This is a genomic window from Leptospira noumeaensis (genome assembly GCF_004770765.1).
Classification (GTDB): Bacteria; Spirochaetota; Leptospiria; order Leptospirales; family Leptospiraceae; genus Leptospira_A; species Leptospira_A noumeaensis.
Genome location: NZ_RQFK01000026.1, coordinates 1,230,434 through 1,250,975 on the forward strand (window position 1 = coordinate 1,230,434; position 20,542 = coordinate 1,250,975).

Below are 20,542 nucleotides of genomic sequence, written 5' to 3' on the forward strand. Positions count from 1 at the left end.
TCAAAACAACACTCCAACAGTTAGACCGAAATAGAAAAAATCTACGTTCTGCAAAGTATAATTGGCTGGGTTTTGTAACCTTGGATCATCATAAGGACTAGCCAGCGGGTATCTATATTGATCCGGAACATCCATATGAGTTTCAAAGATCTTATAATAATCCAATCGTACCCCAATTCGAATCCTGCGACCAGCAATAAAACTTGCTTCTAACCCCCCAAAGGCGGTCGGGTTCCACCGAGCCGTATCTGCCGGACGAGCGACTACATAAGAATAACCTCCGCCCCCTTTGAGAAAGAATTGGATGGGAAGTTCCACTGGAATTTTGTAAGCTAATGCAGCATAAAGAGGCATGGCTGTGAGGGCTCTTTCTGACCTGGATAAAAATACGGCATAGGAACCACCGACTTCGGTGTAAAATATCCACGGCCATGGCATACGGGCATAAAATCCCCCACCAAGGGTTGTATCCAAAATACGAACCGTAGGAGTTCCTGGCATGGGGTTTGCGGCTCCCACCCAACCCCCAATTTCATACCTTCGTTTGTTGTATTCTTCTAAGGTTTGCGCGGAAAGTAGTCCGGAAAATAGAGTGAGAGCGAGAATTAGGCTAAGGAAGAGTGATTTTATACAATTCATGAATTTCCGGATAATCTTCGTAATATGCGCGGACAAAATAGAGTCCGTCCGGCGGGAGGGTGATTCCTGCAGTCGTACGGTTCTTCTCTTCCAAAATTGAGCCGATGGATCTAGAATTCCAACGTCCCTTCCCGATGTCCAGTAAAGTTCCTACAGTAATACGAACCATATTGTGCATAAAACCATTGGCCCGGATTCGGATTTGGATCCAATCGGGTGTCAATCGTTCCAAACGCATGTCAAAGATTTCGCGAACTGCTCGTTTGCCGGCCATTGATTTTGCTTTGGTTAGGGAACGAAAATCCTTTTCACCCACCAGGGTTTTCAGTTGGTTTTCCACAAAATCCCAATCAACACGGTGTTTGACCCAGAACGCTCTACCTTCCACAAAACTACTTTGGTATTTGCTATAATAAATTTTGTAGATATACTCTCTACCTGTACAACTAAACCTGGAATGGAAATCTGCAGGAACTTCCACAACATTTTTGACAGATACACCTTTGGGTGTGAGTGCATTGATAGAAACAAGAAGTTTGTGGAAATTGGGAATGGGCAAAAGTGTTTTAAAATTACAAACCATTCCCAAACCATGGACACCCGTATCTGTCCTCCCAGCAACTGACAAACGTGATGCGGGGTTTTTGTTTAATATGATGGTGAGAGCCGATTCAATCGCAGACTGAACCGTAGGTAAGTTTTTTTGTTTTTGCCAACCGTAAAAATGAGTGCCGTCGTATTCGACGAGAAGAGCGTAATTGGGCAAACCCTTACTTCTCGCCTCCCATCGCTTCTAGAATGGCATTGTATTCGTCATACAATTCGCGTGTCATTTCTACAATTGGTCCAGGTTTTCCTTTGGATGCCTTTCCTGAACCGTAGAGTCTAGCCAGTGTTCGTTTGGCACGAGACAAAAGTAAAACTTGATCTTCAGGTTTGGGAGCCATTTGGTCCTTGAATTTTTTAGTTAAAAAAGCGTTTAAATAAATAACACCATCAAATCCCCAGTTATTGTCGGTGTCTGGTCCGAGCATTCCTGCAGCTTGGTCCACAGGTTCGTTTCCATTCTGCATGAGTTCTAATGTATAACCGTAAATGACTGCTGCTTTTTGGTAGAGTAAATCTCTAATTTTATCATAACCAATATGTGGGAACTCATCATGTAGGTCAGAAAAATACCAAGCAGCACGAATCGCACAAACAGCTTTTTTCGGAGTAGGAGCCACACTCGCACCCCGGAGTTGGTAACAATCCATTCCTAGTAAATATGATGCAGCACCTAACGCAATTTGGCGGTCTGCAGTAAAATCAAGTGGCCCAAGAATTTTTTCAATATAACTTCTACGGTTATCTGTCGCCATTCGAATGGCTTCGTTGTCAGCGGGATTCAGTGAATTCCAATCTTTCGGAAAAGAGGAATATAGGCACCTAGGGCAAACTGACATGACATAATCAAGTGGGCTAACCCGGCCAAATTTTCTATTTTTTTCATATAAACGACGTAAATCTTGAGCCAACTTTCCAGCGATGAGCCTTCCACCACCTTGGAACATTTGTTCTTTTTGGTGATTTTCATCACAAATTGGGCAGGCTGTGGACTCTTTGGCTCGAAAAGATACTTTTTTGGACTGGGCAGCGGCTTGGGACATAGGAAAAATCTAGGAAAAGGCTCAATTTTAAAATACAATCTGTCAATCCAATATCAGAAATCTCCGATAATACTCACAGGGGCCACCCCGAAATTACTTGTAAGATTCTTCGAAGGAAGGAAAGTACGGAAACGGAATGAACGGCAGAGCAATGAAACAATCCCTTCTTATTCTCATGATGAGTCTCATGATGCAAGCACCTATGTTTGCAGAATCGGTCTCTAGCAAATCCTACCACAAACGAATTGAACTTTTGACTTACTTACGTGAGTTAGAACCAATCGTTAAAAATTTCCGTGGTGAAGATCCGGAAGGAAAACCTACGGAACTCAATGCACCGGAAGGGAAAGAAGGCTTTCGTATGAAAAAATACAACGAAGCCAAACGAATTTACCAAGAAGGTTTACAGTACCACTTCGAAGGTAATTTTCCTTCTGCATACCAACGATTTCTCGAATGCCAATTGGGAATCGAAAAAATGACAGAGGAACTATCTCAACTCTACATTTTACGTGCAGAAGAAATGATGAAAACTGCCATGGAAAGAAAAAATCCAAACGATCATATGGATAAAGCCCTACTTGATATCTCCATTGAGTATGGCAAAGGTTCTTATTTTCGTCAGGATGTAATGGACATTCCAAGAGAAGCACCATTCTCACGAAGAATGTACGATCCGAAAGAAGCTCATTACAGTTATAATAAATATGACATTGAGAAAAACTTAGAGTTGGGATACAGACACTTAGGTCTTGCGAAAGAAGCGAGAGCCACTGCTTTAAAAGTAGAAAAGAATTTGGAAAAACACCAAAAACTCCAACCAACTCACAGAAAGTATCGTATTGATTTATACTTTGGTGCCATCAACTTGGCTCGTGATTCTAAAGCCAATGCAATTAACATCTATAAGTTGAAATATCCTTACGACAACTATTACCTGAACAATTCGCAAGCAAAATCAGAAACGCTTAAAGACGAAAATGGTGCACCTGTGGAAGGCCAACCAGTGAAGGTCGATGGAGTCACTTATGACTTCTCAAAAAATCCTTATGTAAAATATGATCACCGCATCCAAGCGATGTTTGATGTTCGTGTTCCAGAAGATTATCGTGTGGATCATGCTGACGTAAGAGGTCGAGTGTATGATTTGGATTCCAACAATATGGTGTTCATGAAATACGACCAAGAACGTAAAAAAGCATTAAATGTGCCGGCTAAACCTGCCGCAGGATCCACATCCACTCCGCAACAATAAGAAACGTTAGTTAACACCGTTTCCGAATGAAGAGCCCAAGATTTTTCTTGGGCTTTTTTATTTCCACAGAATGACCTCTTTTGTCTAATTGTTGCTATGGCGAAAATACCGGTCGTTGACGATCTCATAAAAAAAAATTTGCACGGACTCAGTGTCCACTACGGGCGTTTGGTGATGAAGGTTTACCTAAGAATCACCCTTCTTGTTTTTGGAAAAGCAAGCCCCTATCTGATCAGAGGAATTTATCGTTCACTTACTGGTAACAAAGAAGCACGGATTCAAGAGTTCTTAGAAGGAACCAAAATTTGGGCAGAAGATGTCCTAAAAATTACCAAAACTAAACTCATCACATTCAATGAAATTAATGTCCCTACAAAAGGACATATGATATTTTTAAACCATGTCAACGAGATGGATTTTCCTTATGATTGTTATGTGATTCGAAAACCGTTTTTGGCAAATCAGGTCATCAAAAAAGCGTGGTTTGCCTATTGGTGGATGGTGGCTATGGGTTCTCAAGTGTTTGATAATTCGAAAGCCATGTCTGTTGCTGTTTCTGTAAAAAATCTAATCGAAGGTTTGAAAACCACATCGTACATCGTGTATCCAGAAGGAAAAAATACTTATTCAGAAGAAATCATTCCTCTCAAAAAAGGTATGGTGAAAATTGCTTTCGATCAAAAAATTCCTGTTTTTTTGGTTTTGAAATCGGGACTTACAACCTATCAAGAATACCAAAAAGGAAATGTAGTAGGTTATTTGGGTTTAGGTTCTCACGATCCTAATGATTTTTCTTCTTGGGAAGAATTTCAAACATATCTTCAAAACTTAATGCAATCCAAAAAACAAGAGTTAGATGTACTAACAGAAGCTGAAAGAACCAAGGTTTCTACTGTTTAGATTTTCTGTTTGATTTCTTTTTCCCAAAGTTCTAAGAATCGAATTTGTTCGAGTGATTCTACTGCTCGTTCACTTCTCGATTCTCTGACTTTTTGGATGGCGGACTCCGAATCCAATCCATGTTTCCAAATCAAATAGGCTGCGGCAACGGTTCCGGATCTTCCGAGTCCACCTACACAATGAATCAGAACCCGATGTTGGTTCACTAAAGCCTGATCCATCCATTCTACCATTTCTTTCATCTGCGTTAGACTCGGAACTCTTTGGTCTAAAATGGGGACTTGTTTTTGTTCGATTCCATTTTGGTTCAGTTCGGATTTTAGATCTGATACCCCATATTGAGAGTATTCTTGTTCTGTGATGAGACTAAGGACATGAGAAATCCCTTCCTTTTTGATTGTGTTTAGATCATCGGCTAACACACGAGCTCTATCTTTTCTACCAGGAAGGATGGTAAGTCCAATTTTAGAAATGTTTTCCGATCCTCCATTGGCGATAGGTTGTAAATAATCGATCCTTAATATTTTAGAACGTTTGATATAGTCTTTAATTTTGATGATGAGTTTGGAGCCAACATAGAGAGCCCATTTCTTTTGCCATTCATTACTTTCATCAAAAGATAAAGTATGCATCGCGTAACGTAAGGCACCTACATACATTTGATAGGGATCTCTGTCTAATTTCACCAAACGTGGGTAATAGGATCGAAGTTTGGCAATCACCCGGTAAGCTTTTTTTAGTTTTTCATTTTTTAAAAAATCGGGAGTTTCTAAACTCAGCTCAATTCCTAAATCTTCTTTGTTATGCAAATAATCAGTAAGTTCTACTGCTTCTTTCCATTCCTCTTCTGATTCAATTTTACAAAAAATAAATAGAATATCATTTTCTAGTTTTAATAAATCTCGAATGATATGGCCTCTATGGGTGTGAAAAAAATCGATAATCCATACATTTTCTTGCCCATCGATGATGATATTGGCCCCATTCAAATCACCATGAATAAAAGAAGTGTTGTGTGGGATGGCATTGTATTCTTTTAGTTCTAACAAATCCTTTTCATAAAATAAACAGGGGTTTGGAACCAATTCACCAGGAACAATTTCGATATCAGGTTTAGTTTGTGGACCTCCCAGTAACGATTCTACTCTGGCGCGAACTGATTTGGCATATTTGGGTTGGAAGTCGTAGTATTCTAAAAGGTTCAGTTTTTCCGTGGATGCGGCTTCAAACAAACGGCCCAGTTGTTCTCCAAAGACAGTGTCAATGATTCGATCAAGGCCCGCTCCATCAGACATAGTTCCGTATATTTTTTGGAAGGTTTTGACATTTCCATCCAACATTGCCGCATAACGATATTTAATGGCACCTCTGTTTTCTAATTCACAAAAATCTACAATAGAAGGGGCATTGTTTCCAAGAACTTCTTGGATCCTTTCAAAAGCAGTCCTTTCTTTGGCAATTAAATCACGTTCACCAATTTTCACAACACATGGCACTTGTAAATGACCCAAATGATCAATGGATTTTGATTTTAAAACTACGTTTCCAGAAAATCCACCATCCAAGGTTTTAAACTCTACTTCTTTGCAATCTCTAAATAAATAGAGTAAAATCTGATTGTCTGTTTTGGTGATTGGGTATTTCGGATCTAACTTGAGTTTGTCTGTGGAAATTCGTGAATTGGTAGAGATCTTCTTTTCTAAATTGGGTTGGCTTCCTGTTAAAAATTCGGTAAAAGCTCCAATGGATGAAAAAACTCTTACACCTAAAATTTGTTTCAATTGATCAAGGGCAATAAAATGCATAGAAAGAGAAGAACTTGCCGTAAGTGCCGAACAAACACCAATTTCAAATTCAGGATATCTTGTTTTTAAATCATAAGCAAGGAAGGTGACTTTTGCTTCTGTCCATACTCCTGTAATACCTACTTTTAATTTTTTACCTTTGTATGGTGTTAGTATCGACTCTAAATTTGTATCTACAAAGTCATTGAGTCCAGATGCGTTCACAATCACCCCGCGCCCTGGTTCTTCTTCAATCCATTTTTGAAAAACAAATTCAGCGCCTGATGTATCTTTTAAACAATGATTCCCAAATTGTGTTAGGTGGTCTTCTTGTGTCTTTGCATTGGGATCGTGCCAATCTCGGATATGAATCAGTTTTAATTTATTTGGATCTGTTTCATAAGCCCAGTCAAGTAAAGAAAATACAGGCCCTTCTTCCATCATCTCACCGAGTAACCGACTTGCTTCTTGGTAACCAATGTGTAGGTAATTGGGAAGTGGATCATATTTATCCAATAAAGAAGCAAAGTCATTTTGAAGGCATTGGGTGAAGAGAATTGCTGATTCCGAATTCATGGACAAAAGAATTGACAGCTTCCAAAATAAATCTAGAATTTATTTCTTAAAAAATAGGAGAATGTATGAAGAAGTTACTAAGTTTTGGTTTGGGAATTCTGTTCACATCCACTCTATTTGCGGGACAAGTTGGATCCGACTGTACTTTCAAAGGAAAAAAATTATCGGGAAAGGTTCAGTTTGTTACGAGTTTCCCTGATTTCAAAGTTCAAATTGTAGATAGTTTTCCCGACTTAAAAGTCCAAAAGGTAAGTAGTTTTCCTTCTGACTGCGGCAAGTGGCAAGAGGTCACATCCTTTCCTGATTTTAAAGTTCAGATTGTTACTAGTTTTCCTGACATCAAAGTTAAGTATGTGGATTCATTTCCGGGTGTACCGTAAAGCACCCTCAAGAGGGTAAACAGAATTACGATTCATTAGTTCTAAAGACAAATTGAAGAATGCCCTCGCATTCAAAGTTTGTCTGGAACATTGGTTTTTGTCTGCTTTACAAACCGGATCTTCGCCATAGGGGGGAACCATTTGGAAAATAAACTGAGTCTCCCCATCTACACTTTGATAGAGAATTTTTTCGTCATCAATCCAACCACAAGCGCTACCATAAGCAAAATAAGTGCTACCTGATTTTACAGACTTGAGACGTAGGTCTTTTCCAAATCCAGCAAAGTAAGTTTCTTTTCCTACCACTCCCAAAATCGTTGGAAGAACATCCAGTTGAGATCCGATTTTTTCATCTAACTTCGGTTGAATGTATTTTGGGGAATATAATAAAAAAGGTACCATTCGATCTTCATAAAAAGAAAGATATCTATGATGGGTATGATCCCCTACAAATACAAACAAAGTATCTTCGAAGTATTTTCTTTTTTGTATTTCCTTCATAAAAACTTCTAATGCTGAATCGGAATAATGATAGGTATTGAGATAATCAAAATCTGTTACAGAAGGATCATAAATTTCAAACTTAGAATTTGGCACCTTATAAGGATAATGTGTCGTCATGGTGAGGATGGTCATAAGAAATGGTTTGTTTTCTTTTTGGTAAGAATCCATTTCTTCTAATGCTTTCGAATACAAGTGTTCATCGTCATAACCCCAAGCACCAATTGAGTATTTTCCTGATTTACGAAAGTCTTCTTTTCCAATCAAAGTTTGAAATCCAAAATGAGGAAGGATAGTTGCCAAACTATCAAATTTTAAATCATCTCCCGTAATGAAACTGGTTTGGTATCCAAATCCAGAAAATAGATTCCCAATCGCAGAAAAATTACTTAAAATTTGTGGTGTCCGAATGGCGGTAAGGCCTGGTCTGTCGGGAATGCTCGTCAGAACAGAAAGGAGTGCGTTACTTGTCCTCCCTCCATTGGCATAAAACTTTTTAAAACTATGACCTTTTTTCGCCAATGAGTTGTAATACGGCGTCACTTCCTTATCCAACCAAATTCCATTGGATACCGGCCAAACATACTTTCCTGTCCAAGATTCTTGGATGACAAGAACAACATTGATGGACTTTCTCCCTGGAATTCCTTCGATTTTACGTACCAATGGAAACTCAGGATCATTAACAAACTCGGCCCCTTCATAACCAATCTCTTCTTTCACGGCAGCCAACATATCCGTATCTGACATTTTTAAATGTTTGGGAATGGATTGGCTTTTAAAATCATTGATGGTTGTGTAAATTCCGTTTAACGCAAGTTGGTTGATGAGAGCATCGTCCGAAATGATTGCTTCGCTTGCTCTTAACGGAGACTCTTGTGGTCCACCGCGAAATCCAATGGCGAAAAAAAGAATCCAAATCAATGTTTTTATGATTTTTTTGGGAAAAGATTCTTCTTCGTCAATTTGATTTGTAATATTGTTTTTGCGAATCCAATACCGAATTCCTAAAATATACAAAACGATAAACAGGATAAAACTTAAAATTTTAAACGGAGCTTCTTTGAAGGCAGAGGAAACGAGTACATCCAAATCTCCTAAAAAAACAATGGCTTCGTAACCAATGTGTTTGTTTGCATTTTCGAAATATAACAAATCCGCAAAAAGGTGAACCAAACAAAAGGGATAAAGAACAAGAGGAGTGATTATCCAAAAATAACGATAGGTTCTAAGTTTGGAGGCAGTCTTCCAAATAGATAAAAGATAAAAACCAACTAACAAAATAGAAACGGTAACCCAATCAAATCGAAAGCCTAAAAAAAATGTTCCGAGTAAAATAAAAATGGGGAATTCTTCCAAACGATAGGAATAAACCAAAAGAAACAAAACTCGACTTAAAAATAAGGTTAAAAATCCAAAGGTTATATAGGTTAGAAAGATTCGATCTGAAAATTTAAGGTTGGGAAACAACTTCGCCATAAAAAAAGAATTTGCGAATGATAAGTGTGGTCAATCGACTTCCGATCTTTCAGTTGATTTATTTTCTAGCCCCTTTAGTTTTGATCCTACTCACATGAAGCCGATCCAAAAAATACTCATCGCCAACCGTGGTGAAATTGCCGTCCGTGTCATTCGCACCGCAAAAAAAATGGGAATCAAAACGGTAGCAGTTTATTCCGATCCTGATGCCCAAAGTTTATTTGTCAGGTCAGCAGACGAAGCGTTCTCTTTAGGCGGAACGGATGCCCGTTCTTCCTATTTGAATGTAGAAAAGGTCATCCAGGCATGTATGGAAACGGGAGCAGATGCCGTTCACCCAGGTTATGGATTTTTATCGGAAAATACTGACTTTGCAAAAAAATTGGAAAAACAAGGGATTCGATTCATTGGACCGAAACCTCATTCCATTGAAGCAATGGGTGATAAAATCGGATCACGCCTGTTAGTTGCAAAAAATGGAGTGCCAGTGGTTCCTGGTTACGAAGGTGCCTCACAAGAAATGTCGGTATTCAAAAAAGAAGCGGAAAAAATTGGATACCCAATCATGGCAAAGGCTAGTGCCGGCGGCGGTGGAAAAGGAATGCGTAGAATCAATACCCCTGAAGAATTAGAACCAGGAATTCTTTCGGCAAAACGGGAATCACTTTCTGCCTTTGGTGATGATCGTATCCTTTTAGAAAAATACATTACCAATCCGCGCCACGTTGAGTTTCAAATTTTTGGAGATTCACAAGGCAACATCATCCACTTACATGAAAGGGATTGTTCCTTACAGAGACGTCACCAAAAGGTAGTCGAAGAAACTCCGGCTCCCAGTTATAATTCTGATTTAAAAACAAAGATGTCTCAAGCTGCAGTAATGGCGGCCAAAGCTGTTCAATATGAAGGTGCAGGCACCGTTGAATTCATCTTAGGTGAAAGTGGTGAGTTTTATTTTTTAGAAATGAACACACGTTTGCAAGTGGAACATCCTGTCACGGAAATGACCACCGGCCTTGATTTAGTGGAATGGCAAATTCGCGTCTGTCAGGGAGAACCATTACCTCAGTTACAAACCCCACCACAAAAAGGACATGCTTTAGAAGTGCGAATTTATGCAGAAGATCCAAAAGAAGGATTCCTTCCTTCTACAGGAAAAATCCATCATCTATCTTTTCCCAAACGAGATTATTTACGAATTGATTCTGGTGTTGTTTCAGGATCTGAAATCACTATGTTTTACGATCCCATGATTGCCAAAATGATTGTATGGGGGGAAGACAGAATCACTGCCATACACCGCCTCATTGAATGTTTGTCTGAAACTATTGTATTTGGTCCAAAAACCAATTTACAATTTTTACAAAAACTTGTTTCGGCAAAAGAATTTGCAGAAGGAAAAGTTTCTACTCATTACATTGCAGATCATGAACCTGCACTTTTGGCAAACAATACAAAGGAAGAGCTTAAACTCGCTTTCGCCGGTGCATTTTTTACTTCGAAGGAATCAAGTAACCCTTGGTTGAGTGAGACCACATAACATGGATTATCTTTTTGAAACAAAATCCGGCTCTGCTTCCGTTTATGTGAGTGGATCCCAAACACGGGTTCGTTTGGGCAAAGATTCTTTTTCATTTCATTTAGAAGATTGGATCAAAGAAGAAACTCATCCCAACGAAACAAATCCTCTTCGATCTGTTACAATGAAAGATGGATCTGTATTACAATATTTGAAAGTAAGGAATGAAATTTTCCTCCATTGGAAAGGTGAAATTTGGAGTGGGAAACTTACCGAACGTCAGTACGAAGCTGGTGGCCAGACCTCTCCCGAAATCAAAAGCCCGATGCCCGGAAAAGTAGTGCAAATCTCTACTGAGGTGGGAAGGGAACACAAAGGGGGAGAGACTTTACTCATTTTGGAAGCCATGAAAATGGAGAACGCTGTTAAGGCCCCTTATCCATGCCGAGTGGAAGAAATTCGAAAATCACAAGGGGATCTGGTCCAACAGGACGAAGTGCTGATCATTTTACACAGAATCGAACCGGAAAAAACATAAATTTTCGAATCTATTTGACATATTTTTCAAACTTCCCAGCATAAGGCAGTTTCTTTGGCTGATAGGTAGAGAATGTACAATCATATTTTAAGAAGTTTCATACTTCTGTTGTTTTTTTCGTTTTTCCACGGGGTTCTCGGTCAGGAACGTCAACCCCGTACCGACCTTCCGTTCGAGATCTCTGAAAAAAAGAGGCTGAGCGAGCGGGATTTTAAGAATAAAAAAGAGGGAGGCTACTTCACAGGTCTTCCTCTCATCAACTCCGACCCCAATGTGGGAGTAGGGTATGGGGCACGTGTGATTTATTTTTACAATGGGGAAAAGAAATCTCCCATGTTTGAATACACTCCGTATCGTGTTCGGGTCTTTGCTCAGTACTTTAATACGACAAAAAACGCACCTTACCACCAATTGAGTATCGATGCTCCTTATATTTTTGATACAAAATGGAGACTTCGTGGGGATTTAGTTTATGAACGAAATCCCAACTCCCTATTTTTCGGAATTGGATCGGACACCCTTCAACCACTTTCTTATTTAGAAAGAAACAACCCCAATGGTCAAATCCGACGAAATGCTCCTTTTTCCGATTATGAGGACAATTTGAACTATCGTCGCCCTGGGGATGCAGGCCAAGGGGAAGCACCAATCGTCAGTGATCACAGGTACAATCGTTACGATATTGAAAATCCTAACTTTAGTGCATCTGGTGAGTATTCCTTTTTTGGAGGAACACTTCGTACGGTGACTGGGGTTCGTCTCTCCAAACAAATCATTCGTACATACGATGGAAAGTATAACGACGCACAATTAGGTCCAGCAGACGGGGTTTTGGGCCTTCTCGGGGTTGATCGTACTTTCGGTACTCCTCAAGGAGAAACAAAATTAACTCGTGACGATAAAGATGGAAAGATTAAGGGCCTTAACGGTGGTTATACGAACACTGTCCGCGCCGGGATTGTATTCGATACTCGTGACTTTGAACCAGACCCTAATCGTGGAGTATTCCTAGAATACACACACGAACGTTCGGCTAAGGCGATTGGATCTACCTACGATTTTAACAAAAACTTAGTATCGGGTCGTATTTTTTTGAGTCCTGTGCAGTGGTTTACTAGCAAACCTCCTGAAATTTTAGAAAAGTTTGTTCTTGCGGCTCGCGGAACGATGATCCAAACCAATGGAGATGCACCTTTTTATGAATACCGCAACATGTGGGGAACGGAAACCAACCAATCAGGTTTAGGTGGACGAACTACCATTCGTGGTTATAAACAGGATCGTTTTGTGGGACAAACCATGGCTTTTGCTAACTTCGAAATTCGTTGGAAGTTTGCAGAGACTGAGTTTTGGGGACAACACTTTGACTTCCAATTGGTTCCGTTTTATGATGTAGGACGAGTTTGGGATCGTACAGAAGATGCTAATCTTAAAAACTACAAACATTCAAGAGGGATTGGACTTCGTATCCCGTGGAACCAAGCAACTGTTATCTATTTTGATCATGCGATTTCAAATGAAGATAGACAAACATTCATTAACTTTAATCATATTTTTTAGGAGAGCAGAGATTATGAAAAAAATTCAATATTGTTTCGCTCTTTTGGTCTTATCCTTTTTCATGAATTGTGAAATGAAACCAGTAGAGGATATCTACGGTTTAAGCCCTGAAGAAACCAACCAACTCCTTGCTGGAATCCTGGCAAACCAAAGTCTCAGAGACAATGGGAATGGAACCATTTCAGACCCTGTTGCCAACTTAGTATGGCAAAAATGTACGCATGGTCAAGTTTACCGCGCCGGTTTTAATGATTGTTTGGGATCCCCACAAGGTTCTATTTTCAATCCTAATGACGTAGCTCGTGCAGGGGCAGTGCAAGTTGCCTATTGTGATTCCAAAACACATGCTTGTAATTCCATTGCTTTCCCACAGGTGGTACAAGGGACTTCGTCCATTGCCATTGCGGGAGCCAGTGAACTTTATGGAGCCTGCCAAAACAGCAACTACTTAGGGGCAACTTGGCGAGTTCCTACGGTTGTTGAATACCAAAGATTAGTGGTTCCTGGCCGTGCCGCCACCCTCCAATTTTTTCCTTCCACCCAAGAAGATGATTATTGGACAGCTTGGTCAAACAGCGAAGATATCCCTGGAGAAACGGCCCACGCCATTTCTTTCGACAGACAGTCTTATGGGGTAGAGAAGGCGATTGTAAAAACACAAAGGAATTTTGTCCGTTGTGTTCGCACCGGCCCGTAAACTCCGAAAATTCGCATCAATTTCACCACTCTCCTGACCTTTTCAGGAGAGTTTTCGCTTTCCAAAAATCCAATTTCCTACTAATATTTTCTAAGAATCAACCGAAGTACCCATTAGGTGGTTAGGTTTTCATGAGAATAGACGATTCCTCATTCAATCGTATGAATGTAGATCTTTTGAAAGATCGCCGGGTGAGTTATGTTGGTCATGGACAATTAGAATCGGCCCCCGAATCTTTATCCGCGCTTCATGTCATTTCTCATGAACTAGGCCATGCCGCCGAATTCAAAAACCAAGCCTTCCGAGAAGGACGAGATGTCCAAGAAGTTCAAGTCAAAATCAATTATGAACTAAGAGATGGTCGTATGGTGGCGGTGAGTGGCGAGACCCATGCAGTCACTCGTGCAAAATCAAATTCGGAAGAGGATCCTGCTCTTACTCCTTACTCTGACGGAAAGTCAATCAAAGACCTTTTTCAATTAAAAGAGGAAGAAGACAAAAAACCAAATTCGAAAGAGAAAACCAAATTAAATCCAAAAGAGATCATGCAGAAATCTCATGAAAAAGATTTGGAATCAAAAATCAAAGAATTAGAAACAAGGTTAGAGTCAGAGAAAACTAAAAAATCTTCTACGGATGTTCATTCTGCGGAACGTTTGAAAGAAATTGAATCTGAAAAAAAACGGTTGGAAGAAGAAGTAAGACTCCTTCGTGTGAAAGAACAACTGAAAGAAACTTTTGCCCTCCTCACAGACTTCCGTAAAATGATGACTTCCAATTTGTTTGGGATGATGAGTCTTCAAACTGGATCAAATTCAGGTAATTATTTAGACACCTTTGTTTGATCGATCATATTTTCTACGATAAACTCACGTAACTCTCCCACACCTCTTCCCGTTGTCGCCGAAAGATAAAATACTCGAAAGGGAACACCAATTTCATTCATTGCAGCTTCCATATCCGTACGTACACGGTGTTGTTCGCTTTGGTTGAGTTTGTCGATTTTTGTACGAATCACTACGGGTTTGATTTTTTTTTCCATAGCCACTTCAATGGTGGAAAGTTCCTCTTCGGGAAATTCTCTTTGTGAATCACAAAGAATGAATAGAATTTTTAAATTTTGCCAACTATTAAGAAATCCTTCTAAAAGTTTCATCATATCTTTGTGTTCTTTGTGAGAGGCTTTTGAGTAACCAAACCCTGGTAAGTCGATGAGATTAAATCCTTCTTTGGTTCTAAAGATATTGATGAGTTTTGTTTTCCCAGGGGTTTTCGAAACTTTGGCAAGGCCTCTGTGGTTGGAAAGTGCATTGAGTAAACTTGACTTTCCAGAATTGGATCTTCCCATAAATGTAATGGAAGGAACTGAATCCAAATCTTCCTTTTCACTTAAATTTGCGATAGATGTGAAAAATTTAGTTTCGGGAAAGGGGATTTCTTTGGAATACTTATGCATCTAGTTCACCTTTCCAAATAGATTCGTTTCGGATAATTCTTTTCGCTTTTTGAAAACAGAGAAAACAAAATTTGGATGGGTTCCCCTTCAAAATAAAGGATAGGAATGAAAGTTCTTAGGAAAAAAGGAATTCCGTTTTCTCTCATACATTCCGAAATTTCCTTATTTCCTGAGCGAATTTGAATTTTTTGACCATGGTGCCAAGATCCTAGGTTGTATTTTTCCTCTGGATCTGAGAGTTTGAATTTGTTTTGATTCCATTCAATATAAAGAAAATTTCCTTCCCGGTGTGAGACTGCCTTTTTAAAGGCTGGAGATTTTTTATCAATAATGAAAAGGTCACCAAACTTTGATTTGTATAAGAAACAGTTTTTGTTTTCTAAAAAAGCCCTTTCTCCTTCTGATTGTAGATGGAAATTATCAAACCCTGATTTGTATAGAGGGTAATGCCCCAAAAGTTTTAAATGAAAATCGATGAGTTCTTTTTTTGATGATAAATTGAGGCTTGTCCAAGTTTCATGAGGGATTCGAAATAAATGTGGAGTTGGTTTTTGTATGTTTTCTCTTTTTAAATCAAACTGTAAATTAAGTTGGGATCTATCGTGAAAATTCCAATAGGTTTTGTGAAAGTTCCAACTTTCTTTTTCTAAGATGGGAAGTAAGTCCATTCGGAGCCGGTTACGTTTATAAACGGGATCTTTGTTGGATTCATCTTCAAAGATCCGCATGGTTTGAGAAACAAATTGGTAAAGTTGTTCTAATTCTTTATCTTCAAAAAAAACTAAAGGTAAAAAACGTTCCCCGTCAAAGGGAGGAAGAGTATAAAATGCTTTTTTTCCGCCACCTCTTGTTAGGTGTAAAAAAATAGATTCTGTATAATCTTTACAGTGATGGCCAGTAAGGATGATGGATGGATTTTTATCGGTTATTTTTTTTAATTCGTGGTAACGAACGAGTCTTCCCGTTTCTTCTAATCCCTTTTTTAGTTTCAGAGAAAGATTTGGGATTTTTTTTTTACAAAATGGAATGGGAAGTTGGTTGAATCTAAAAATTGGAATAATTCTTTTTCTTCCGTCTCAATGGAGCGAATGCCATGAGATAAATAAAACAAAGTTGGAACCTGGATTTTGTATTTTTCTACAAGATATTTCCAAAACAAAATTAAAATAGAGGAGTCCTTTCCTCCGGAATAGGAGATGAGAAATTGAGTTTTGTTTTCTGCCCAAAGTTCAGGGACTTTGTTCCCCATTCGGGTGAGTGCCAAATCAAATAGTTTTGTAATTGGAGCGGGAATTTCCGAAATCATATCTTCCTTACAGCCACCATAGTGATATCATCGTGTTGTTCCTGTTCTTTGACAAATTCTTTTAGTTCTGAATAGATCCTCTCAAGGATGTTTTTTGGCTCGAGACGAATCCAAGAAAGAAAACTGGATTTTAGTTTTGGTTCGCTAAACTCCGTCCCTTCCGAGTTTCGTGCCTCGGTAACTCCATCAGTATAGAGTAATATTGTGTCACCGGAATCAAATCGCAACTTGGACTCATTCCGAAATCTGGAAATATCGGATTGGATTCCTAAAATGACACCTTCTGTTTCAATCACAGAGAGAGATTGGGAATTGGCATGGTAATGGTAAAAATTTCCATGCCCCGCACCAGAGTATTGGACCTCTCCAGTAATTAGGTTCCACCGGAGTAAAATCATACTCATAAATCTGGGAGTGATGGCTTCTTTATAACTGGAATAGAGATAATTATTGATGTCATTTAAAATTTCCCAAGGAGAATCTTTGACTCGGACAAGAGAATGTAAGATGGTTCTAACGGTTGCCATCACAAGTCCAGCGGCAACTCCCTTCCCACTGACATCTCCTATACAAATAAAAAGTTCATTTCTGTTAGGTGATAAAATAAAGTCATAATAATCTCCTCCAATTCCCCTCGCAGGCACCATAAAACCACCAAAGGAAAAACCTTCTGCTTCAGGAGCCTTTCTGGGTAATAGAGTACTCTGAATTTCTTTTGCAATTTCAATTTCTTTTTCCAACCTTTCTTTATTGGAAAGGTTTTGGTATAAGTTGGAATTTTCCATAGTGATTCTCGCCAAGGAAACAAAAGCATTGAGTGCTTCAATTTCATCATGAGGGAACCTACTATTCTGTTTGGTTAAAATGAAAACACAACGAGTCCCATTTTCCAAGGTCAAAGGAAATACCATGGATTCCTTACCTTCGATACCCATTGTTTCAAAGTCATTGTTAGTGATGGGATCAATAGTTATGGTTTCTTTGGTTTGTAATAAAGAATGAATCTTTTCTATATCTATGGATTCTGTATTGGTTTGGATTTGGTGGTTTTCTAAATCACGATAGAGTTTGAATATTTTTGCCTTAGAGGAACCCGTTTGGTTTTCCACCAAACAGGTTAACGATGATTCTACAATTCCAGATAAAGTCAAAAGAATCATACGAACCATTTCATCATGGTTATTTAAATACAATTGGCTTAAAGTGAGAGCCGCAGTATGTAAACTTTGAAAATTTTTAGATTGGTTTTCCGATTTAGAAAATAACAGAGAATTCCGAAGTGATACAGCAAGTTGACCCACTACAATTTGTAAAATTTCCTGATCTTCTAAAAAGTAAGAATCATCTTCTTCATCATAATCAATTGTAACAAGTCCGACAGCAGTCCCTGCATAAAGAATCGGAATTACAAGTTGAGATTTGGTTCCTGTGAGTTTAGAATAAAATTCGTAAAAAGGATGTGTTTGTTCGGAAAATTTATAAAAACAGGGTTCTCCTTTAGCCAAGGATTCAATCAAAATTCCATAACTTAAATCATAATCTAAAGTAATTCTTTTGATAGCACGTTGTAAATTTTTTTGTTTTGTGGAATAATATGCTAATTTAATTTCACCTAACTCTAAATTAGTGATGAATACTGCAATTTTATCTCGTTTCAATCGAACAGAAATGAGTTCGGTAAATCTCTGCATTAAATCTTCCAAACCAATGGCCGAGTTAAATAGAGAAAGATTGTCTAGGAGGAATTCCGTTTTTTCCTCAGAGGAGAGAATGTTTTTCCCGATCCGAGGGATTTTACGTTTTTCGAGAATCCATTCGCGGTTGCAGGTTTGGCAGAAAAACCGACCCTTCTTTGTGATCCCATTGGGAAGTTGGGGCTCAGCACAGAGCAAACAAATTCGGTCTTCCATGGTTTCTCTGTTCATCCTAGACCAGATGATTCGATTTCTTTTTTCATAAGCTACAAGAATTTCCTTCAGATCTCAGAAACCTGGTACGATTCATGCTTAATCTATAAGCAAAAGTTGTTTTTTCTGCAGAAATCGAAAGGATGTCGGTAAATATGATTAAAAAATGGTTTATTTGTTTAATAAATAAGCATAGTGTTTTGGTCACCAGCAACGTCTTTCTGTATTCTTTCGAGGCAGAGCGTAATACTAAAGAGCAAGAAATATGAGCGTGAAAAAATTCAATCCGATCCAATCCATCCACGAAGTTGCAACTGCCATGAACTCCACCCAAGACCCCGACGGACTCTTGGAACTCATTTTGGATCGATGCATCCAAATTTGCGGAGTTGAATCCGGCTCCTTGATGCTCATCGATGAAAAAAACGGGTTTTTGGATGCTGTCACCTCACGGGGGATGAACCAACAAATCCTTCGCGAAACCAAATTAAAAATTGGGCAGGGGATTACTGGTGTCGCGGCTTCCACAGGGAAAGCGAAACTCGTCAACGATGTTTCCAAAGATCCGGACTACATCCAGGTTAAGGAAGAAATTAAATCAGAGTTAGTTGCACCGATGATTGTGGAAGATGATATCATTGGTGTCATCTCACTCGACTCCAACAGATTGAATGCATTTACAGCAGAGATGTTGGAAATTGTGAGTGTCCTAGCTCACCAAGCGGGGCAAATTTTTAAAAACCTACAAACCATTCGTAGTTTGGAACAAAGAACCAAAATCCAAGCAACACTCATTGAAATTTCCAAAGTGGTAAGTTCTACACTCGATCAAAATGAAGTTTTTGATTCCATTATGGTCACTATGGAAAAATCACTCAGGTTGGAGAAGGGTAGTATTGTTTTATTTAAGAAGGATGAAGGATTACTCCGAATTGTTGCGGCTTCTGGTTTGTCACCAGAAGAAATTGATAAAGGTACATACCAACCTGGGGAAGGGATCACAGGAAAAGTATTTGAATCAGGAGAACCGATTATCATTGAATCGGTGGCGAGTCACCCTGACTTTTTAAATCGTGTAGGATATTTGTCTCATTTTAAACATGATCCACATAACGTGAGTTTATTGTGTGCTCCTATCTTAAGCGAACAAACGATGCTCGGTGTTGTGAATGCGTTTATTGTTCAAAACAAACATACGGATCTCAAATCTTTTTTGGATTTTTTACAAGTAGTTGCTTCGATTATTTCTCAATCGATTAAAATTCAAAACTTGGTAGAAGAGGCTAAAAAAGAAATCTCTCGTGAAAATATCCAACTCAAACGAGAACTAAAGAATAAATATAAGTTTGGTTCTCTCATTGGGAAAGCAGCCAGTATGGAGAAGATGTTTGAAAAAATCCAACTGGTAGCCGATTCCAGGGCCTCTGTTTTGATTACGGGTGAATCAGGAACTGGAAAAGAGATGATTGCCAATGCAATCCATTATAACAGTTCTCGTTCGGAAAATCCATTCATCAAAATCAATTGTGCTGCCATTCCTGAAAACTTACTCGAAAGTGAACTATTCGGTCATAAAAAAGGATCTTTTACCGGTGCCGTTACTGATAAAAAAGGAAAGTTTGAATTAGCAGATACCGGAACCATTTTTCTAGATGAAATCGGTGAAATGGATTTAAACTTACAATCGAAACTATTACGTGTGTTACAAGAACGTGAAATTGAAGCCATTGGATCTACTAAGGCAAAAAAAGTAGATGTAAGGATCATTGCAGCAACGAATGCAGAATTGGAACAATTAGTTTCTGAAAAAAAGTTTAGAGCAGATCTTTTTTACAGGTTGAATGTAGTAAAGATCAACACACCTCCGTTACGTGATCGCGTCGAAGACATTCCACTCCTTATGAATCACTTTTTAGAAAAATATACAAAAGATAATAACAAAGTGGTGAAAGGAATTTCCAGAGAAGCTTCCAAATTACTATTGAAATATCGTTGGCCAGGAAACGTTCGTGAGTTGGAAAATGTGATCGAAAGAGCTGTTGTCCTTGCACAAGATGAAGTGTTGAGTGAGGAAGATTTTTCAGATATTCTTTCCAGTTTAGAAGATTTACCTGAACATACAACCGAAGTGGCTCAATTGAATCATGTAGAATCTGTTTCTGGAGCGGAACCTTTGGATTTAGGTTCAGGGCGTTTGACACCGGGCCAACTCGATGGCCTCGATGGTCGTGCGATGGAAATTGTTGTGAGCGAAGTAGAATCAAGACTCATCCAATATGCTATGAAAAAGTTTCGTTATACCAAAACTCGTGTGGCAAAATTTTTGGGAATCAATCGAAACACATTGGATAAAAAAATCAAAGAACTCAATATAGAATATTAGGTTTTAATTTATT

The 20,542-nt window shown here is 38.8% G+C and carries 18 protein-coding genes; 9 read left to right on the forward strand and 9 right to left on the reverse strand.

From position 1 onward, the window contains the following. The 3 genes from EHQ24_RS14010 to EHQ24_RS14020 are packed head-to-tail and all read right to left on the reverse strand — an operon-like array spanning position 1 to position 2,288. Positions 1 to 639 carry a hypothetical protein gene (locus tag EHQ24_RS14010; RefSeq protein ID WP_135602188.1) on the reverse strand — a complete coding sequence of 213 codons (639 nt, stop codon included), beginning with the start codon at positions 637 to 639 and terminating at the stop codon, positions 1 to 3. Continuing rightward, complete coding sequence (gene truA, locus EHQ24_RS14015; RefSeq protein WP_135602189.1) at positions 611 to 1,405, reverse strand: tRNA pseudouridine(38-40) synthase TruA; 795 nt, start codon at positions 1,403 to 1,405, stop codon at positions 611 to 613. Before truA ends, EHQ24_RS14010 begins: the two co-directional genes overlap by 29 nt. Before the next feature lie 4 nt (positions 1,406 to 1,409). Next, on the reverse strand, positions 1,410 to 2,288 hold the full coding sequence (locus tag EHQ24_RS14020; protein WP_135602190.1) for a DUF2225 domain-containing protein: 879 nt from the start codon (positions 2,286 to 2,288) through the stop codon (positions 1,410 to 1,412). A 136-nt stretch (positions 2,289 to 2,424) separates the two neighbouring features. Between EHQ24_RS14020 and EHQ24_RS14025 the strand changes: the two genes are divergently transcribed. Continuing rightward, positions 2,425 to 3,543 (forward strand): LIC11274 family protein, encoded by a 1,119-nt coding sequence (locus tag EHQ24_RS14025; protein WP_135602191.1) that lies wholly within the window; start codon positions 2,425 to 2,427, stop codon positions 3,541 to 3,543. 174 nt (positions 3,544 to 3,717) lie between these two features. Beyond that, complete coding sequence (locus EHQ24_RS14030) at positions 3,718 to 4,443, forward strand: lysophospholipid acyltransferase family protein (protein WP_244310460.1); 726 nt, start codon at positions 3,718 to 3,720, stop codon at positions 4,441 to 4,443. Here EHQ24_RS14030 and EHQ24_RS14035 read toward each other — a convergent pair. After that, the gene (locus EHQ24_RS14035) at positions 4,440 to 6,803 is read right to left on the reverse strand and encodes a dual specificity protein phosphatase family protein (protein WP_135602193.1); all 2,364 of its coding nucleotides are present in this window, start codon (positions 6,801 to 6,803) and stop codon (positions 4,440 to 4,442) included. The genes EHQ24_RS14030 and EHQ24_RS14035 overlap by 4 nt on opposite strands. A gap of 65 nt (positions 6,804 to 6,868) precedes the next feature. On the opposite strand from EHQ24_RS14035, the gene EHQ24_RS14040 reads away from it, so the two are divergent. Then, positions 6,869 to 7,183: a 7(1) septoil knot domain-containing protein gene (locus tag EHQ24_RS14040; RefSeq protein WP_135602194.1), complete on the forward strand. Its 315-nt coding sequence runs from the start codon at positions 6,869 to 6,871 to the stop codon at positions 7,181 to 7,183. Here the strand turns inward: EHQ24_RS14040 and EHQ24_RS14045 are convergent. After that, entirely contained in the window at positions 7,163 to 9,163 is a 2,001-nt protein-coding gene (locus EHQ24_RS14045) for an LTA synthase family protein (RefSeq protein WP_135602195.1), read from the reverse strand. The two genes, EHQ24_RS14040 and EHQ24_RS14045, sit on opposite strands and share 21 nt — an antisense overlap. Positions 9,164 to 9,257: 94 nt before the next feature. On the opposite strand from EHQ24_RS14045, the gene EHQ24_RS14050 reads away from it, so the two are divergent. From EHQ24_RS14050 to EHQ24_RS14070, 5 genes are all read left to right on the forward strand, one after another. After that, the gene (locus EHQ24_RS14050; protein WP_135602196.1) at positions 9,258 to 10,703 is read left to right on the forward strand and encodes an acetyl-CoA carboxylase biotin carboxylase subunit; all 1,446 of its coding nucleotides are present in this window, start codon (positions 9,258 to 9,260) and stop codon (positions 10,701 to 10,703) included. A 1-nt stretch (position 10,704) separates the two neighbouring features. After that, on the forward strand, positions 10,705 to 11,220 hold the full coding sequence (locus EHQ24_RS14055) for an acyl-CoA carboxylase biotin carboxyl carrier protein subunit (protein WP_135602197.1): 516 nt from the start codon (positions 10,705 to 10,707) through the stop codon (positions 11,218 to 11,220). Between the two features lie 72 nt (positions 11,221 to 11,292). Beyond that, positions 11,293 to 12,780, forward strand: a complete 1,488-nt coding sequence (gene omp85, locus EHQ24_RS14060) for an Omp85 family outer membrane protein (protein ID WP_135602198.1) — start codon at positions 11,293 to 11,295, stop codon at positions 12,778 to 12,780. Between the two features lie 73 nt (positions 12,781 to 12,853). Next, positions 12,854 to 13,477, forward strand: a complete 624-nt coding sequence (lsa25, locus tag EHQ24_RS14065; protein ID WP_244310427.1) for a surface adhesin Lsa25 — start codon at positions 12,854 to 12,856, stop codon at positions 13,475 to 13,477. A 131-nt stretch (positions 13,478 to 13,608) separates the two neighbouring features. After that, positions 13,609 to 14,322 (forward strand): hypothetical protein, encoded by a 714-nt coding sequence (locus EHQ24_RS14070; protein WP_135602200.1) that lies wholly within the window; start codon positions 13,609 to 13,611, stop codon positions 14,320 to 14,322. Here EHQ24_RS14070 and yihA read toward each other — a convergent pair. The 4 genes from yihA to EHQ24_RS14090 are packed head-to-tail and all read right to left on the reverse strand — an operon-like array spanning position 14,301 to position 18,149. Further along, a complete protein-coding gene (gene yihA / locus EHQ24_RS14075) occupies positions 14,301 to 14,933 on the reverse strand; it encodes a ribosome biogenesis GTP-binding protein YihA/YsxC (RefSeq protein WP_135602201.1) in 633 nt (210 codons plus the stop codon). The two genes, EHQ24_RS14070 and yihA, sit on opposite strands and share 22 nt — an antisense overlap. A gap of 5 nt (positions 14,934 to 14,938) precedes the next feature. Beyond that, positions 14,939 to 15,994 (reverse strand): tRNA lysidine(34) synthetase, encoded by a 1,056-nt coding sequence (locus EHQ24_RS14080; protein WP_341867248.1) that lies wholly within the window; start codon positions 15,992 to 15,994, stop codon positions 14,939 to 14,941. Then, positions 15,922 to 16,239 (reverse strand): tRNA lysidine(34) synthetase, encoded by a 318-nt coding sequence (locus tag EHQ24_RS14085; RefSeq protein WP_135602203.1) that lies wholly within the window; start codon positions 16,237 to 16,239, stop codon positions 15,922 to 15,924. The genes EHQ24_RS14080 and EHQ24_RS14085 overlap by 73 nt, the downstream gene beginning before the upstream one ends. Next, entirely contained in the window at positions 16,236 to 18,149 is a 1,914-nt protein-coding gene (locus EHQ24_RS14090; protein WP_244310428.1) for a GAF domain-containing SpoIIE family protein phosphatase, read from the reverse strand. Before EHQ24_RS14090 ends, EHQ24_RS14085 begins: the two co-directional genes overlap by 4 nt. A gap of 262 nt (positions 18,150 to 18,411) precedes the next feature. On the opposite strand from EHQ24_RS14090, the gene EHQ24_RS14095 reads away from it, so the two are divergent. Next, positions 18,412 to 20,529 (forward strand): sigma-54-dependent Fis family transcriptional regulator, encoded by a 2,118-nt coding sequence (locus EHQ24_RS14095; RefSeq protein ID WP_425270086.1) that lies wholly within the window; start codon positions 18,412 to 18,414, stop codon positions 20,527 to 20,529. Positions 20,530 to 20,542 lie beyond the last annotated feature (13 nt).